Origin of the sequence: Amycolatopsis sp. 195334CR (assembly GCF_017309385.1) — a bacterium.
GTDB lineage: Bacteria > Actinomycetota > Actinomycetes > Mycobacteriales > Pseudonocardiaceae > Amycolatopsis.
On record NZ_JAFJMJ010000002.1, the window covers coordinates 725,827 to 740,569 of the forward strand.

Genomic DNA, 14,743 nt, shown 5'->3' on the forward strand with positions numbered 1-14,743 from the left:
CGATGGTCCGGTACCGCGAGCGCGATGGTGACCACTACGCGGCGGCGGTCACGTTCTTCACGTTGTTGTCGATGGTGCCGCTGCTGATGATCGCGTTGTCGGTGGCGGGGTTCGTGCTGGCCGGGGACCGGGCGCTGGCCGGGCAGCTGGACCACGTGCTGGACCAGTCGCTGCCCGCCGCGGTCAGCGACCAGATCGTGGCGGTGGTGAACCTGGTGGTCGGCGAACGCGGGAAGCTGGGGGTGCTGGCGCTCGCCGCGTGCGCGTATTCGGGCTGGAGCTGGATCAGCAATCTGCGGGACGCGATGACCACGCTGCTCGGGCAGCCCCGGGACCAGCGTTCGATGCTGCGCGTGGTGCTGGCCGACGTGGGCACGCTGCTCGGGATCGGGGTGGCGCTGGTCGTGTCGTTCGGGCTGGCCGCGCTGACCGGGGCGGCCGGGACGTGGGTGTTGTCGGTCGCCGGGCTGTCGGGGGCGCGGGTGGTGCTGGTGGCGGGGTCGCTGGTGCTGGGGCTGGTGGCCAACTGGCTGGTCATCGCGTGGTGCCTGGCCAAACTGCCGAGGGTGCGGCGGCCGGTGGCCGAGGGGTTGCGGGCGGCCGCCGTGGCCGCGGTGGGGTTGGCCGCGTTGCAGCAGGCCGGTGGGTTCTACCTGCGGTTGCTCGGGCATTCCCCGGCGGTGGCCACGCTCGGCGCGTTGATCGGGTTGCTGTTGTTCGTCTACCTGGTGGTGCGGTGGCTGCTGCTGGTCACGGTGTGGACGTCGACGCGCGAGGATCTGCCCGGTGGCACGCTGGCGGTCGAGGCCGGTCACGCCAGTGCGACGCTCGCGGCGGGGGCGTCGGCGAGCGTGGTGCTCAGGACGCTGTCCGGCCGTTGACCGCCGGGGTGAACGCGATGGCGTGCACGTCCGGCCAGCGGGGATCGGCTGGGTCCTCAGGGAAGCCGAGCCGCGGGGCGAGGCGCTTCCAGGCGTGCGGGTGGGCGTCCCGGTAGGCCATCAGGGTCTGCCGGGCTTCGGTGGCGTCGAGGAAGCGGTGCCCCGGGGCGGGCCACCGCCGCGCGCCGACGCGAACCTCGATCGCGGGTGCGGCTTCGAGGTTGCGGACCCAGTCGGGGGTGCCGCCCCAGGCGCCGATCACCACGGCTTCGGGCCCGGCCGGGTCGAAGGCCACGGTTTCCACCACGACCTCGCGGCGGGCACCGGTGCGACGGCCGCGGTGGGCGAGGTAGAGCAGGCGGTGCCCGGCCAGCCCGCCGAGGCGGGCGCGGTAGAGCCAGATCGGCGCGCGCAGCAGGAGCCGGAGCAGGCCGCGTGGTTTGCGGTCGGTCAGTGCCATGGGTGCTCACTTCCGCCGTGCCAGTACTGGAGGGCCCGTTGTAGCACCAGACCGTCGATGGCCGCAGCAGCCTGCCCGGCCGCCGCGAGCAATGGCCCGGGCCTGCTGTGTCCACAGTGGAGTGACGAGCGGGTGACCCACCATCGGCGGAACCCGGCGCGGTCGCCGCGCGGCCGGGCGGCGGCCCCGCTAAGAAGTTGATCAAGGTGTCGCGCTGCCGCGGCCCGCCCCCACCACAGCGAATCCGGAGGCCGTTCCGCATGCCCGCACGCAGTGCTCCCCCATCCGTTCGAGGCCCGGCGGGGGTGGGACGACTGCTGTTCTTCAGCCGCTGGCTGCAGGTCCCGCTCTACCTCGGGCTGATCGTGGCGCAACTGGTCTACGTGTGGCGCTTCCTGGTGGAGACCTGGCACCTGGTGACCAGGGCGCTCACCGGAGCCACCGAAGGCGGCGCGGTGTTCACCGAGGGCGACGTGATGCTCGCGGTGCTGCAACTGGTCGACATCGTGATGATCTCGAACCTGCTGATCATGGTGATCGTCGGCGGGTACGAGACGTTCGTGTCCCGGATCCGGCTGCGCGGCCACCCCGACGAGCCGCAGTGGCTGTCCCACGTGAACCCCAACGTGCTCAAGACCAAGCTGGCCACCGCGATCATCGGGATCTCCTCGGTGCACCTGCTGCGCACGTTCATCCAGCCCGCCCGGATACCGGAGACCGGGCAGGTCGACACTCAGGCGGTGATGTGGCAGGCGATCCTCCACGCCCTCTTTGTGCTCTCCGCCATCGGACTGGCCTCCATCGACCGGATCATGGGGCACGCCGAACCCGGCGGGCACACCCCGGTGCCCGCCCAGCGAGTCCATCCCGCCGAAGCCGAGCCGGTGAACAGCCGGTCGTGATCAGTGCCGGGTCAACGCCTTCTCGACGGCGTCGAGGATGTCGAGCGAGTATCCTCGCCGACCGCGAAACCGGACAACCCTCACCGGCGGGTTGTCCGTTATCGGCCAGCCTTCCCGGCCGGGCGTCGTACCACGCGGCGAAGCACGGTGTCGTCGGCCTGACCGGCAGCGCCGCGCTGGAATACGCGCCGCGTGGCATCCGTATCAACGCCGTGTGCCCCGGCATCATCAACACCCCCATGGTCAGCGACATGATCGAGAAGGGCGAGCTGGACCTCGCCGAATCCGAAGCGAGCCAGCCGATCGCGCGGCTCGGCACGGCCGAGGAGATCGCGCAGGCCGTGCTCTGGTTGTGCAGTCCGGGCGCCAGCTTCGTCGTCGGCGTCGCACTACCGGTCGACGGGGGTTACGTCGCCCAATAGCGCGATGGGCCGGGGTTCGGTTCGATCTCGCCGGGTACTCGAGGGTGCGTTCGTCCGAGCGAGAGGCGGGGAAATGAGCACCGACGAGGTGGAGCGCGATTTCCGCGACAACGTCAACATGACGGCCAAGGAGCTGTCGGACTGGCTTGCCACCGACGAGTCCAAAGGGGTCGGTCAGCACGACGGCGGTGAATCGGTGGGCCATCGCTCGGGCAGGCGGATCGTCGACCTCCTCCGGACCAAGTCCGCCGACCTCACCGACGACGATCACGCGCACATGCGGAAGGTGGTCGGCTACATCCACCGCCACCTGGCGCAACGCCCCTCCGGCGACGTGCGCGAAACCAGCTGGCGGTACTCCTTGATGAACTGGGGCCACGACCCGGTCAAGTGAGGTGTAGCGGGCCGGGGAAGCGGGAAGCCAGCGGGATGATCGATTTCCCGGATCGCGAGCCGTCGGAGGCGACTGTCGAGGCGGTCGGCAAGCTGAGCGAGGCGCTTGAGGTCGTGGAGCGCGCCCGCGGCCACCTCTACTCCTTCCACCAGCTCACCGGCACCGCCGACCTGGGCCTGAGCGACGCGGCCGACCTGCTGGAACGGGCGGGCCACCCGGACTGGGCCGAGCGGATCAGACGTGACCTGATCGGGCTCAACGTGCTCCCCGAACGGTGGACCTTCCAGATCGTCGAGGAGTACGACGACGGCTACTACCGCACCTTCACCGACCTCGAGCGCGACGTGCGGGACGCGCTCACCCAGGGTCGCCGCCACCTCTTCGAGCAGCAGCTGAAGGAACGACGCCGGACACACGGACAAGCCGGCCACGAGCCCGGCGCCCCGACCACCAGCCCGCCCCGGTGAGGCTGGTCAGGCCGCGGCCACGCGCTCCCGCAGCACGGCGAGCTTCTCGGCGGCGTCCGTGCCCGGCGCCGCCCAGTTGAGCACGATGTGCAGGTCGGCGCGCTCGATCGTGAGGATGTCGCAGTCCAGCACGAGCTCGCCCAGTTCGGGGTGCACCACCGTCTTGTGCGACCGGCCGATCGGCAGGGTTTCGTACCGGTCCCACAGGTCGGCGAAGCGCGGGTTCGCCTCCCGCAGACCGCTGATCAACTCGGTGACCGCCCGGTCGTCCGGGTAGCGATCGGCCGCCCGCCGCAGGTCGGAAACCATCATGCGTTCGAACGCGTCGGCGTGCGCGGCGTCGCGTTCGATGCGGGAGGCACCGGCCGGGCTCGCGGCGGCGAAGTAGCCCCAGATCAGGTTGGCCGGCCCGGTGGGGCTGCCGAACAGTTCGCTCCACAGCGGGTTCCACTGCACGGCGTCCCACGCGGCGGTGAACACGGCCAGCGGGGTGTCGCTCATCCGGTCGATCATGCGCTGCACCCCGGGCGGCACCTCCCGCGGCACCGAACCCGACGGCGGCACCACGGAACCAGCCAGGCGGTAGAGCAGTTCCCGCTCTACCGCGTTCAACCGCAGCGTCCGCGCGAAGGCCCCGAGCACCGGCGGCGAGGGGTTCCCGGAGCGGCCCTGTTCGAGCTGCACCAGGTAGTCGACGGAGATCCCGGCCAGCACGGCAAGTTCCTCGCGCCGGAGCCCGGGCACCCGGCGGTTGCCACCGGCGGGCAGGCCCACCTCGGCCGGGCCGATGCGTTCCCGCCACGCGCGCAGGGCGGTGCCGAGTTCCGTGTGCGTGCTCATGGCCACCAGTATGCGCTCCCGTTCCGGTGGCTGGGTGGTACTCGGATTACCAGGCACGAGGACGCCTGGTGCCCCCGCGCGGCCGGGCCGAACATCGACTCGTGGCAACCCGCCTCACCAGCCAAGAAGAAAGAACTCGGTGATGACTCAGACGATCGGAATCATCGGCTCCGGCCTGTCCGGCAGCGGGCTCGCCCGCCTCGCCGTCGCGGCGGGGTATCACGTGGTGCTCAGCAATTCGCGTGGTCCGGAGACCATTTCCCACCTGGTCGAAGAACTCGGCCCGCTCGCCCGCGCCGCCACGGTCGAGGAGGCGATCGAGGCCGGGGAGCTGGTCGCGATCCCGTTGCCGCTGGCGAACTTCGAGGCCCTTTCCGCCGGCGAGCTCGCCGGGAAGGTGGTCATCGACCAGACCAACTACTACCCCTCGGCCGGTGAATTCCGGCGGGCCGATCTCGACGCCGGTGAGCTGACGTCGAGCGAACTCGTGCAGCGGCACCTGCGGGATTCGAAGGTGGTCAAGGCGTTCCACAACCTCGACTGGCACCACCTGTCGTTCAACGCCCGGCCGGTGGGCGACCCCGGGCGGACGACCCTGCCGATCGCCGGGGACGACCCCGCCGCCAAGGAACTCGTGACGCGGTTCGTGGAGTCGGTCGGGTACGACGTGGTCGACGCCGGTTCGCTCGCCGACAGCTGGCGCGTCGAGCCGAACACGCCGATCTACTTCTGGCCCTACGCACCCACCATCCCGAATGGACTGACGGAGGACGAGGAGAAGAAGTACTACCTGGAACACGCGGGCGAACCCCTTTCCCGGGAAAAGGCAAGGGAACTGATCGACAAGGCGGAACGCCCGTCGCCCATCGGCGGCACGCTGGACGGGCTCCCGCCCGCGCACGTCGCCATTTTCCTGGAGCTGGCCAGCGCCGGGACCTGGCAGAGGTGACGGTCCACCGCGGCCGCCCGGGGTGCACCGGGCGGCCGCGGTCCCCTTTCAGTTCTTCCGTTCCTTCTCGCGTTCGCCGAGCCAGGAGAGGACCTCGCGGTTGAACACCTCGGGCGCGTTGCGGGCGATGAAGTGACCGGCTCCGCCGATCCGCTTGAGCGTCAGCGGGCCCTCGATGAACTCGCGGCCGACGAACAGCTGCTCCGGCCCGATGTAGGGATCGGTCATGGAGTAGAACTGCAGGACGGGCACGGTCACCGGTGGCAGCGGGTCCATCCTGGGCGAGGTGTCGGGGTTCACCGTGGCGCGGTACCAGTTGAGCCAGCTGGCCTTCAGGCCGTTCGGGCGCTCCCAGTCGGCGAGGATGAGGTCCATGTCCGGGTGCCAGTCGAAGAACTCCCTGGCGAGCGCCCAGTCGTCCGCCCGCAGCGCCGCCTCCGCCGCCTCGAACTGGAAGTAGGTCATGTACCAGGACCGCTTCCGCTGGTCGATCGCCGGGTTGACGAAGAAACCGTTGAGGTGGCTGACGTTCTCCGAGATGAGGCCGAGCACCCGGCCGGGGTTCAGCGCGGCGAACATCCACAGTGGAATGCTGCCGCGGTCGCCGCCCTCGACGTAGAACTCGTCGATCCCGAGCGCGTCGACGACCGCCAGCGCGCGGTCGTAGTCGCGGGGCGCCCTGGCCAGCGCGCTCGAAGTGACCCCGAGTGACGCCGCTCAGGAGGGTGACGAGGTGCGCGTCGGCGAGGTGGCCGATGAGGACACCTACGTCTGCTGCATCGACTTCGTGTTCGAGGAGGCCAACGCGTCGGTGCTGTTCAACGTGCTGCCGCCGATCGTGCTCGTCCGGGCGGGGGATCCGCGTGGCGCGCTGCTCAAGAACCTGTCGGCGCTGACGGTCGCCGAGATGGAGTCGGCGGGCGTCGGGCGGTCCCTGGTGCTGGAGCACCTCGCGCAGCTCATCCTCGTGCACATGCTGCGGGTGCACGCCGACGGGACCGAGCGGCCCGTGGGCTGGCTCGGTGCGCTGGTCGAGGACGGGATCGGGGCGGCGTTGCGGGCGATGCACGCGGATGTGGGCCGTCGCTGGACGCTCGACGAGCTGGCCGCGATCAGCCACATGTCCCGGTCGGCGTTCGCGGCGTCGTTCAAGGCCAAGGTCGGCACGGCGCCGCTGACCTACCTGATCGAATGGCGGATGAGCCTGGCCAGGGACGCCCTGCGCAACGACACCCGGTCGATCTCCGAACTGGCCGCCGCGACCGGGTACGAGTCCGAGAGCGCCTTCAGCACGGCGTTCCGGCGCGTGGTCGGGGCGTCACCGCGGTACTTCCGGGAAAAAGCACGGCTTGGATGATCCTGGCGAAGGAAGGCGCGACCGTCGTGCTCACCTACAACGCGAGCAAGGATGGCGCCGACGAAACGGTGGAGGCCATCGAAAAGTCGGGTGGCCGGGCCTTCGCGCTCCACGCGGACCTTCTCGACACGGAGTCCATTCCGGACTTGTTCGCGGCGCTCGACCGTGAACTCCTCCAGCGGGGCGGAAAGCTCGATCTGCTGGTCAACAATGCGGGGAACGCGGGCTGGGGTGGTCTCGTGGACGCCACGCCGGAAAGCTGGAACACCATTTTCGCGGTCCACGCCCGTGCACCTTTTTTTGTGGTCCAATCGGCATTGAGCCGCCTTGCCGACGGCGGGCGGATCGTCAACATCTCCTCGGCCGCCGGGACGCGGCCGATGCAGGCCGTTCCCATTTATTCCATGGCGAAAGCGAGCATCAACAACCTGACCCACGCGCTCGCGATGGAGCTGGGGCCGCGCGGGATCACGGTGAACGCCGTGGCGCCGGGGTGGACGCGGACCGACATGAACGCCGCGGTCCGCGAAAACGCCGGAATGGTAGCGGAAATCGAGGCGGACACCGCGCTCGGACGCTTCGGTGAGGCGTCGGACATCGCGGAGGTGGTTGCCTTCCTCGCCTCCGACGCAGGCCGATGGGTGACGGCCCAAGTAATCGAAGCCAGCGGCGGTTACCAGCTTTGACCGCACCTCCGCGCCGCCGCCGCGACGTACGCGGGACCGGCCGGAGCAGCCCGACGGCGGGTGGTCCGTCGCGAGGGGAGAGCGGGCGCTGGGACCGTTCCCGAGCCCGTGCGGTGCGGCGGCCGGAGGTGGCCGCGCTGACCGATGAGCGAGAACGCCGGTTCAGGCGAAGGCGCTGAGGAAGGCGTCGCGCGCGTCGGAGGTGCTGTGCTGCGGCCACAGCGCGTGGAGCGGTACGTGCGCGGGTGGCGTCAGCTCGAGGACGCGGACCGCGTTGCCCGCTGCCGGGCCGGGGTCGGCGGTGACGAAGGCGACGCTGCCGGTGCCGACCACCGCGGTCACCGGCGGGGTGCCCTGGATCGGGTTGCGCCGCACGCGGGGTTCGAAACCGGCGTCCCGGCACAGGTTGAGCAGCAGGTCGGTGTAGCCGGACCGGCCGGGCGACCCCCAGACGGTGATCTCCTCACCGGCGAGGTCGGTGAACCGGACCTCCTCCCGCCCGGCGAGCGGGTGCCCGGCGGCGACGGCGACGCGCAGCCGCTGCCGGGTCAGGGTGGTGCGGACCAGGCCGTGCGCCGGGGTCAGCGCGCGGCCCAGGCCGAGGTCGAGCTCCCCGTCGAGCAGCTGATCGGTGAGTTCACCCGGGTAGCGCTGGTTGACGTCGGTGACCAGTTCGTCCGGGACGACGCGCAGCAGCGAGATGACCTCGTCGCCGGTGACGGCCGGGGTGTGCCCGATGCGCAGCCGCTCCGGTTCACCCCGGCCGATCCGCCGGGCGCGCCGGACCGCCGCGCCGGCGACGCCGTGCAGGACGCGGGCGTCGTCGATCAGGGCCTGCCCGGCCGGGAGCACGGTGACCCCGGTGGCCCCGCGGTCGAGCAGGGGCACGCCGATCTCCCGCTCCAGCGTGCGCACCGAGGTCGACAGCGCCTGCTGGCTCAGGTGCAGCCGGGCCGCGGCACGGGTGAAGCTGCCCTCCTCGGCCACGGCCACGAGGTGGTTGAGCTTGTACAGATCCACCGGATCAGCGTAGGGCTCAGCGCGTGGTGTAGCCGCCGTTGGGGAACAGCGTCTGCCCGGTGAACCACCAGCCTTCGGTGACCAGGAACCGGATGATCGGCACGATGTCCTCGATCCTGGTCAGCTGGTTGCCCAGCGCCTGCGACCGGTGGAACGCCACCCGTTCGGGGGTCTCCTGCGGGTAGAAGAACGGGGTGTCCATCGGGCCGGGGGCGACCACGTTGACCGAGATGCCGCGATCGGCGAACTCCTTGGCGGCGGCCCTGGTGAAGTGCTCCAGCGGCGCCTTGCCGCCGGCGTAGGTGGCGTAACCGTCGGTGAACGCGGCCAGCAGGGAGGTGCCGAGGCTGACGATCCGGCCGTGGTCGGCCAGTCGCCGCCCGGCCTCCTGGATGAAGAAGTAGGCCGCCTTCGCGTTGATGCCGAACATGCGGTCGTACTCGTCCTCGGTGGTGTCCAGGATCGGTTTGCGCAGCACCATGCCGGTGGTGTTCACCGCGATGTCGGCGCCGCCGAAGGTGTCCGCCGCGGTGTCGAACAACCGGCGCACGTCGGCGACGCGGGTGAGGTCGCCCTGCACGGCGACGGCCTCGGAGCCCGCGCCGCGCACCGCCTCGACGGTCTTCTCGGCGTCGACGGCCGAAGCGTCACCGTGGTAGTGGACGACCACCTTCGCGCCGGCTTCGCCGAGGGTGGTGGACAGCAGCCCGCCGAGGTTCTTGGCCCCGCCGGCGATGACCGCCACCTTTCCGCGCAGGTTCGGCTCACTCATGATTCTCCTTGGGGTGCGGTGGATTCCTGCCGATTTCCACGGTAGGAGCCGGGGGCCGGGACGGGGAAACACAAGATCTGGTTGGGGTCACAAGCACGACTGGTGGGGTAGGTTCTCGACGTGAGCCTCGAGGTGGCCGGTGGTGTCGAGCAGCGCCCGTCCGAGTCCCCGTACGTCGAGCGCGTCTACCGCGCCGGGGACGTCGCCGGGGCGGTCCCGGCGCGGATGCGGTCGGTCGCGAACTCGAACTGGGAGCTCGTCGTCTGGCGCGACCGGGGCGAGACGCACGTGGCGGTGCGCGGCCCCGAGACCGGTCCCACGGTGCTGGAGCTGGGGCGGGGCGAGAGCGAAACGGTCGGGATCATCTTCCGGCACGGTGCGTTCCTGTCTCCGCTGCCGGTGCCGAAGCTGGTCGACACCGCCGTGTCGAGCCCGCACACCACGGCCCGGTCCTTCGTGCTGCAGGGCGAGGAGTGGGAGACGCCCGCCTACGACAACGCCGAGGTCTTCGTGGACCGCCTGGTCCGCGCCGGGTTGCTGGTGCGTGATCCGCTGGTCACCGACGTGCTGCGCGGGGACGCGACCACTTTGGTCACGCCGCGGTCGGTGCAGCGGCGGGTGGCCGCGGCGACCGGGTTGACGCAGGGCGCGATCCGGCAGATCGAGCGGGCCAGGCAGGCCGTGCTGCTGCTGGGCCGCGGGATGGCGGCGGTCGAGGTCGCGCAGCGGGTGGGGTACCACGACCAGCCGCACCTGGCCCGCTCGCTGACCCGGTTCACCGGCCGGACGGCCTCCCAGCTGCGGCAAGCCGACGGCGACGAGGTGTTGTCGCTCCTGTACAAGACCGAGGTCGCGGTGCGCCCCTAGGTTTCGTGGTGACGCCGGAACCCCCGGCCCGAGTCCTTGGAGGACGTCGTGGCGATCACCCAGATCTACATCAACCTGCCGGTCACCGACCTCGAGGTGAGCAAGAAGGTCTACACGGCGCTGGGCGGGACGATCAACCCCGACTTCACCGGCGACACCTCCGCCCAGGTGTCCTTCGCCGACGCGATCGTGGTGCAGCTGATGACCCGGGAGACGTTCGCGTCCTTCACCAAGCGGTCCACATCGGACGGTCCGATCGAGGTGATCAACGCGCTGGCCGCCGGTTCGCGGGAGGAGGTGGACCGCCTGGCCGACGCCGCGCTGGCCGCGGGCGGCACCGAACCGCGGGAGGCCCAGGACATGGGCTGGCTGTACAACCGGGCGGTCGACGACCCGGACGGCCACAGCTGGGAGCTGCTCGCCTACAACCCGGACGCGATGAGCGACGGCCGGAGCTGACGCCGGTTCAGCGGTTCACCGTCCACATCGGAGCGGTGACGGCCGCCCGCTGCCGGAGGTGCCTGGCGAGCCGGATCAGCAGGTACACCTCCGCGGCGAGGATCGGCGCGCCGACGAGGGCGGCGGTCAGCGACGCCGGCATCATGAACGCGGTGTGCGAAACCAGGATCCCGCCGAAGAGCCAGATCTGGTGCCGCTCGCTCCAGTCGGCCGCCGCCTGCCAGCGCCGGACCAGCAGGCCGAACGGAACCGCGGTGATGGCGGCGAACACCAGTCGCAGGACCGGCGGCATCAGGTCGCCGAACAGCAGGGTGGACCCCAGGCCGAGCGGGAGCAGGGTGGTCAGGAAAGCCATGGTCAGGTACAGGGACACCAAGCCGACCACGCCCGGCCGTGGCGCGGTCCTGGCCACCTGACGGCGGCCGGTGGCGCGGCGCCGGGGCAGGACCACCAGCGCGAGCAACCCGAGTGCGACGATGAGCGCGAGGAACACCACCGTCTGGCCCCACGGGGTCTGGTACCCCGGATCCTGCGTCGCGGAAATGAGGAAGCGGAGCCCGAACACCCCCACGACCGCCAGCAGGGCGGCGCCGAGCAAACCCCTCTTGCTCAGGTACGGCCGGGCCCGCTGGGCCGGGAAGAGCAGGTTGACCAGGCCGATCGGCACCAGGACGCTGAGCACGACGTGCACGCCGATCTGCGACTCCCAGTACGTCCAGTTCACGCCGAGCGCGCGCAGTCCCCAGTCGGCGGCACCGTACATCTCGGGGCTCGTCAGCGCCTGCAGGCCGAGGCCGTCTTCGGTGATCTGGTAGGCCACGCCCAGCAGCACCAGGCTCGGCCAGCCGCCGCCGGTCCGCACCACCGCCTCGCGGATCACCAGCACCCCGGCCCCGTACATCACCATGAGCAAGGGCAGGAGCAGCCAGGTGAACGGCACCGCGACCGCGGTGAACGTCAGTTCCGCGCACACCGTGGTCAGCAGGGTCAGCGCCCAGGGCGCGCGGTTCCTGAATAGGGTCATCGGTTCCCCTCGTTCGGTCGAATTCGGTGTCGTGGCGGGATCAGCGCGCTTCGTGCGCGTGCAGGAGTTCTTCGAGCTTCGCGTTCTGCGCTCGCGCCATGGCCACGCCCTGCTGCTCGAAGGCGGCCCGTTCGGCCGGGTCTTCCGGCATCGGCGGGGCGATGTCCGGGTGCAACCGCGAGGTCCGCATCCAGGCGCCGATGTCCGCGTTGCCCGCCCAGCGCAGCTGTTCCGCGTTCGCCGAAATCGCGAACCGGAGCCAGTCCGCGTCGGTTTTCGGGTTCGGCGTGACGGGGCAGAGCGCGTTCTTCTCGGCCTCGTCCGGGTAGGCCGCTTCCACGTGCGCGATGAGGGCGGCGCTGAAGACCGGTTGGCACACGCGAACCGACTGCAGCGTGATCAGTCCACCTTGGAAGATCGGGACGACGGGGAGCTGCTTGACGGCGTCGGCGGTGCAGTCCACGTGCAGCACGCGCGGACCGGTCGGGACCGTGCCGCCATCGAGTTCGATCTCCGTCTCGCTGATGCGTTTCACCCGGCCGAAGCGGACGACGTTGTCGATCTTGCGCAGCTGTTCGAGTTCCGCCCGCGAGACGGTCGCGCAGCGGAACGCCGTCGGCCGGTCGTCCGGCGAGATCCTCAGCACCGCGCCCACGGCTTCGAGCCGGGTGAAGAGGTCGGGTACGGATTCGGCCCCCATGATGGCTTCGTGCTTGGCGCCGTACTCCTTGGCGATGTCCTCGGCCTGGCGAAGGGGGAGCGGCTGCACCGTGGCCCGGTCGATGAGCCAGGGGGCGCGGGGCATGATCCAGGTCAGGTCCGCTGGGGCGACGCCATGCTCCAGCAGCCAGAGGCAGGCGTCGATCCCGGTTTTGCCCGCACCGACGACGACGTACCGGTCGTGGGGTTCGCGCACGGCGGGCAGTTCGTTCGGCGGGACAACGGGAATGCCGGGTGCCACCGGGAACTCCGGCGCTCGCATGGCGGGCACCGTCACGCTCTGGTACGTGGTGTCCACGATCTTCCGGCGCACCTTCACCTGGTATTCCTTGCCGGAGGTGGTCAGGTGGAACCGCCCGCCGCCCTGGTACTCGGCCATCGGGAAGTAGGAAACCCGGCCGCTCGGCAGGAACGTCTGCCGCATGACCTGGTCGAAGTAGCCGCAGATCTCCGCCGCGCCGGCCAGTTCGTAGAGCCCGGCGTTCCAGCCGGTCCGGTCGACCCGGTTCTCGCCGAGCGGGCGGGAGTTCACGCCGTACATGGCGGAGGGCTGGTGCAGCCGCACGTAGGGGTAGGCGATGGTCCAGTGCCCGCCCGGCTGGTGGTAGCGGTCGACGATGGTCACGGTCGCGGAGGATTCGGTCAGCAGGGTGTCCACGAAGGCCATCGCCGTCGCGCCCGCGCCGATCACCAGGTAGTCGGTTTCGATCTCGGTCACCATTTCTTGGTCCTTTCGTTGGGGTTGCGGAGGTTCAGCCGCTGCTCGAAGCGGCGGCCATCGCGGCGATGGCCGCCTGGGTCCGGACGATCGCCTTGCGCACCGCGGGGCTGACGGACTGGCCCTTCGCGATCTCGGCCATGCGCCGCCGGACCTGCTTGCGTTCGCCGGTGGGCACCGCGCGGCGCCACAGCTTCGCGGCGTGCAGCACGCCGATCAACGCGGCGGTGCGCTCGTCCGGCGTTCGCCCGTTGAGGACGGTTCCGGTCAGCCTGGCGCGGACCTCGGCCTCGGCCGCCCCTTCGCCCGCCGGGTAGCGGTGCGCCGGGAGCACGCCGAGCAGCCAGGTCCGCTTCTGCTGGAGCACGCCGCGTTCGACGAGCGCGGCGATGGTGCGGCCCGGTGCGCCGTGGCGCGTGCGGCGCAGCAGTTTCGGGACCTTCACCCCATCGGCCCCGGTGAGCACCGCGTCCAGGTGCCCGACCCCGGTCGGGGCCGGATCCAGCACGGTGACGAGGTCGTCCTCGGCCACCGCGATCCGCTGGGTGAGGGCCAGTTCGACGATGGCCGCCCCGGCCACCGCCCAGTCGAGGCCGAGGCGTGCCTTGCCTCCGCCGGTCTGGTCGTCGAGGGCGATCAGGACGACCTCTTCGGCAACGGTGAGTTCCGGCACCGTGTTCTCCCTTCTCACTCGGCGGCGCGCAACGGGGCGCCGGCGTGGTGGAGGTGCCGCAGCGCCTGCCGGTAGGAATCCAGCAGGCCCGTTTCGTGGTACGGCACCCCGATTTCCGCGCAGTACGCCCGCACCACCGGTGCCGCGAGGCGCAGGTTCGGCGAGGGCATGCTGGGAAAGAGGTGGTGCTCGATCTGGTGATTCAGCCCGCCGAGCGCGTGGTCGACGAACCGGCCGCCGCGCACGTTCCGCGAGGTCAGCACCTGCCTGCGCAGGAAGTCCGGGCGCTCGTCGCCGCTGAACAGGGGCATGCCCTTGTGGTTGGGCGCGAAGATCGAGCCCAGGTAGATGCCCCACAGGCCCTGGTGCACCACGACGAAGACCAGCGCCTTCTCCACCGGCAGCACGGTGAAGACCGCGCCGGAGTACCCGGCGAAGTGCGCGGCGAGCAGGCTCGCTTCGAGGACCCGGTGCTTCGTCTTCGGCCGGAGAACCGCGCGGATGCCGGAGTAGTGCAGGTTCCAGCCTTCGAGCGTGAGCAGCGGGAAGAACAGGAACGCCTGCCACTTCCCGATGAATCGGGGGAGCCCGCGGCTGGCCCTGGCCTGGCCCTTCGACCAGACCAGGATGTCCGGATCGACGTCGGGATCGAGTTCGGTGTGGTTCGGGTTGGCGTGGTGGCGGGTGTGCTTGTCCATCCACCAGCCGTAACTCATGCCGATCGCGAGGTTCCCGGCCAGCCTGCCCGCCACCTCGCTCGGCTTCCTGGTGCGGAACACCTGGCGGTGGGCCAGATCGTGGGCCACCAGGGCGATCTGTCCGAACACGACGGCGAGCAGCGCGGCGACCGCCAGCTGCCACCACGAATCGCCGAGCCGGGCGAAGGCCACCCAGCCGCCGGCGAACAACAGGGCGACGGCGCCGAGTCTGACCCCGTAGTACATCGGGCGCCGGTCGAGCAGGCCGAGCACGGAGATGCGGTGGGACAGGTGCGCGAAATCGCTCGCGGTTCGCGCCGGCCGGGGTGCGCTGCGGTGCATGATCGTCCAAACCAGGTTGCGTACAGTGTATTGATCTGCCGCGTACAGTGTATTAGGACACCGGAGCCGGTCAACAGATTCGGCTTGTATGG

At 70.5% G+C, this 14,743-nt stretch carries 19 protein-coding genes; 10 read left to right on the top strand and 9 right to left on the bottom strand.

Annotated features, from left to right (window positions below; genetic code table 11):
- Window positions 1-2 precede the first annotated feature (2 nt).
- Window positions 3-881 (top strand): YihY/virulence factor BrkB family protein, encoded by an 879-nt coding sequence (locus tag JYK18_RS26340; RefSeq protein WP_242582823.1) that lies wholly within the window; start codon window positions 3-5, stop codon window positions 879-881.
- Here the strand turns inward: JYK18_RS26340 and JYK18_RS26345 are convergent.
- Complete coding sequence (locus JYK18_RS26345) at window positions 859-1,341, bottom strand: nitroreductase family deazaflavin-dependent oxidoreductase (RefSeq protein ID WP_206806166.1); 483 nt, start codon at window positions 1,339-1,341, stop codon at window positions 859-861. The genes JYK18_RS26340 and JYK18_RS26345 overlap by 23 nt on opposite strands.
- Before the next feature lie 305 nt (window positions 1,342-1,646).
- Here JYK18_RS26345 and JYK18_RS26350 point away from each other — a divergent pair, with 305 nt between their 5' ends.
- The 4 genes from JYK18_RS26350 to JYK18_RS26365 all read left to right on the top strand — a co-directional run bounded on the left by JYK18_RS26350 (window position 1,647) and on the right by JYK18_RS26365 (window position 3,526).
- On the top strand, window positions 1,647-2,243 hold the full coding sequence (locus JYK18_RS26350) for a TIGR00645 family protein (protein ID WP_307796071.1): 597 nt from the start codon (window positions 1,647-1,649) through the stop codon (window positions 2,241-2,243).
- On the top strand, window positions 2,240-2,665 hold the full coding sequence (locus tag JYK18_RS46935) for an SDR family oxidoreductase (protein ID WP_307796072.1): 426 nt from the start codon (window positions 2,240-2,242) through the stop codon (window positions 2,663-2,665). The genes JYK18_RS26350 and JYK18_RS46935 overlap by 4 nt, the downstream gene beginning before the upstream one ends.
- Before the next feature lie 73 nt (window positions 2,666-2,738).
- Window positions 2,739-3,059 carry a DUF3140 domain-containing protein gene (locus JYK18_RS26360; RefSeq protein WP_206806168.1) on the top strand — a complete coding sequence of 107 codons (321 nt, stop codon included), beginning with the start codon at window positions 2,739-2,741 and terminating at the stop codon, window positions 3,057-3,059.
- A 35-nt stretch (window positions 3,060-3,094) separates the two neighbouring features.
- A complete protein-coding gene (locus JYK18_RS26365) occupies window positions 3,095-3,526 on the top strand; it encodes a hypothetical protein (protein WP_206806169.1) in 432 nt (143 codons plus the stop codon).
- A 6-nt stretch (window positions 3,527-3,532) separates the two neighbouring features.
- Here the strand turns inward: JYK18_RS26365 and JYK18_RS26370 are convergent, their stop codons facing one another.
- Entirely contained in the window at window positions 3,533-4,366 is an 834-nt protein-coding gene (locus JYK18_RS26370) for a helix-turn-helix transcriptional regulator (protein WP_206806170.1), read from the bottom strand.
- Window positions 4,367-4,508: 142 nt separating this feature from the next.
- Here JYK18_RS26370 and JYK18_RS26375 point away from each other — a divergent pair, with 142 nt between their 5' ends.
- Window positions 4,509-5,315 carry an NADPH-dependent F420 reductase gene (locus JYK18_RS26375; RefSeq protein ID WP_206806171.1) on the top strand — a complete coding sequence of 269 codons (807 nt, stop codon included), beginning with the start codon at window positions 4,509-4,511 and terminating at the stop codon, window positions 5,313-5,315.
- Between the two features lie 48 nt (window positions 5,316-5,363).
- Here the strand turns inward: JYK18_RS26375 and JYK18_RS26380 are convergent, their stop codons facing one another.
- Window positions 5,364-6,002 carry an alpha/beta fold hydrolase gene (locus JYK18_RS26380; RefSeq protein ID WP_374195086.1) on the bottom strand — a complete coding sequence of 213 codons (639 nt, stop codon included), beginning with the start codon at window positions 6,000-6,002 and terminating at the stop codon, window positions 5,364-5,366.
- Window positions 6,003-6,012: 10 nt separating this feature from the next.
- On the opposite strand from JYK18_RS26380, the gene JYK18_RS26385 reads away from it, so the two are divergent.
- Both JYK18_RS26385 and JYK18_RS26390 read left to right on the top strand, forming a co-directional pair.
- Entirely contained in the window at window positions 6,013-6,672 is a 660-nt protein-coding gene (locus JYK18_RS26385; protein ID WP_206806173.1) for a helix-turn-helix transcriptional regulator, read from the top strand.
- Window positions 6,669-7,358: an SDR family NAD(P)-dependent oxidoreductase gene (locus JYK18_RS26390; RefSeq protein WP_206806174.1), complete on the top strand. Its 690-nt coding sequence runs from the start codon at window positions 6,669-6,671 to the stop codon at window positions 7,356-7,358. The genes JYK18_RS26385 and JYK18_RS26390 overlap by 4 nt, the downstream gene beginning before the upstream one ends.
- Window positions 7,359-7,520: 162 nt before the next feature.
- Here the strand turns inward: JYK18_RS26390 and JYK18_RS26395 are convergent, their stop codons facing one another.
- Complete coding sequence (locus JYK18_RS26395; RefSeq protein ID WP_206806175.1) at window positions 7,521-8,378, bottom strand: LysR substrate-binding domain-containing protein; 858 nt, start codon at window positions 8,376-8,378, stop codon at window positions 7,521-7,523.
- A gap of 16 nt (window positions 8,379-8,394) precedes the next feature.
- Window positions 8,395-9,150 carry an SDR family oxidoreductase gene (locus JYK18_RS26400; protein WP_206806176.1) on the bottom strand — a complete coding sequence of 252 codons (756 nt, stop codon included), beginning with the start codon at window positions 9,148-9,150 and terminating at the stop codon, window positions 8,395-8,397.
- 120 nt (window positions 9,151-9,270) lie between these two features.
- Between JYK18_RS26400 and JYK18_RS26405 the strand changes: the two genes are divergently transcribed.
- Together JYK18_RS26405 and JYK18_RS26410 are read left to right on the top strand one after the other, a co-directional pair.
- Window positions 9,271-10,017: a helix-turn-helix domain-containing protein gene (locus JYK18_RS26405; protein ID WP_206806177.1), complete on the top strand. Its 747-nt coding sequence runs from the start codon at window positions 9,271-9,273 to the stop codon at window positions 10,015-10,017.
- A 48-nt stretch (window positions 10,018-10,065) separates the two neighbouring features.
- Window positions 10,066-10,476 carry a VOC family protein gene (locus tag JYK18_RS26410; RefSeq protein WP_206806178.1) on the top strand — a complete coding sequence of 137 codons (411 nt, stop codon included), beginning with the start codon at window positions 10,066-10,068 and terminating at the stop codon, window positions 10,474-10,476.
- A 7-nt stretch (window positions 10,477-10,483) separates the two neighbouring features.
- Here JYK18_RS26410 and JYK18_RS26415 read toward each other — a convergent pair whose 3' ends face one another.
- The 4 genes from JYK18_RS26415 to JYK18_RS26430 are packed head-to-tail and all read right to left on the bottom strand — an operon-like array spanning window position 10,484 to window position 14,651.
- Window positions 10,484-11,500 carry a hypothetical protein gene (locus tag JYK18_RS26415; RefSeq protein ID WP_206806179.1) on the bottom strand — a complete coding sequence of 339 codons (1,017 nt, stop codon included), beginning with the start codon at window positions 11,498-11,500 and terminating at the stop codon, window positions 10,484-10,486.
- Between the two features lie 40 nt (window positions 11,501-11,540).
- Window positions 11,541-12,941 (bottom strand): NAD(P)/FAD-dependent oxidoreductase, encoded by a 1,401-nt coding sequence (locus JYK18_RS26420; RefSeq protein WP_206806180.1) that lies wholly within the window; start codon window positions 12,939-12,941, stop codon window positions 11,541-11,543.
- Between the two features lie 31 nt (window positions 12,942-12,972).
- Window positions 12,973-13,611, bottom strand: a complete 639-nt coding sequence (locus tag JYK18_RS26425; protein ID WP_206806181.1) for a GPP34 family phosphoprotein — start codon at window positions 13,609-13,611, stop codon at window positions 12,973-12,975.
- Between the two features lie 14 nt (window positions 13,612-13,625).
- A complete protein-coding gene (locus tag JYK18_RS26430) occupies window positions 13,626-14,651 on the bottom strand; it encodes an acyl-CoA desaturase (protein ID WP_206806182.1) in 1,026 nt (341 codons plus the stop codon).
- Window positions 14,652-14,743 lie beyond the last annotated feature (92 nt).

What these genes read in the sequence shown, in the direction of transcription:
- JYK18_RS26340 (WP_242582823.1), top strand. Translation starts at nt 3, where the DNA reads ATGGTCCGGTACCGCGAGCGCGATGGTGACCACTACGCGGCGGCGGTC.
- JYK18_RS26345 (WP_206806166.1), bottom strand. Translation starts at nt 1,341, where the DNA reads ATGGCACTGACCGACCGCAAACCACGCGGCCTGCTCCGGCTCCTGCTG.
- JYK18_RS26360 (WP_206806168.1), top strand. Translation starts at nt 2,739, where the DNA reads ATGAGCACCGACGAGGTGGAGCGCGATTTCCGCGACAACGTCAACATG.
- JYK18_RS26365 (WP_206806169.1), top strand. Translation starts at nt 3,095, where the DNA reads ATGATCGATTTCCCGGATCGCGAGCCGTCGGAGGCGACTGTCGAGGCG.
- JYK18_RS26370 (WP_206806170.1), bottom strand. Translation starts at nt 4,366, where the DNA reads ATGAGCACGCACACGGAACTCGGCACCGCCCTGCGCGCGTGGCGGGAA.
- JYK18_RS26375 (WP_206806171.1), top strand. Translation starts at nt 4,509, where the DNA reads ATGACTCAGACGATCGGAATCATCGGCTCCGGCCTGTCCGGCAGCGGG.
- JYK18_RS26390 (WP_206806174.1), top strand. Translation starts at nt 6,669, where the DNA reads ATGATCCTGGCGAAGGAAGGCGCGACCGTCGTGCTCACCTACAACGCG.
- JYK18_RS26400 (WP_206806176.1), bottom strand. Translation starts at nt 9,150, where the DNA reads ATGAGTGAGCCGAACCTGCGCGGAAAGGTGGCGGTCATCGCCGGCGGG.
- JYK18_RS26415 (WP_206806179.1), bottom strand. Translation starts at nt 11,500, where the DNA reads ATGACCCTATTCAGGAACCGCGCGCCCTGGGCGCTGACCCTGCTGACC.
- JYK18_RS26420 (WP_206806180.1), bottom strand. Translation starts at nt 12,941, where the DNA reads ATGGTGACCGAGATCGAAACCGACTACCTGGTGATCGGCGCGGGCGCG.
- JYK18_RS26430 (WP_206806182.1), bottom strand. Translation starts at nt 14,651, where the DNA reads ATGCACCGCAGCGCACCCCGGCCGGCGCGAACCGCGAGCGATTTCGCG.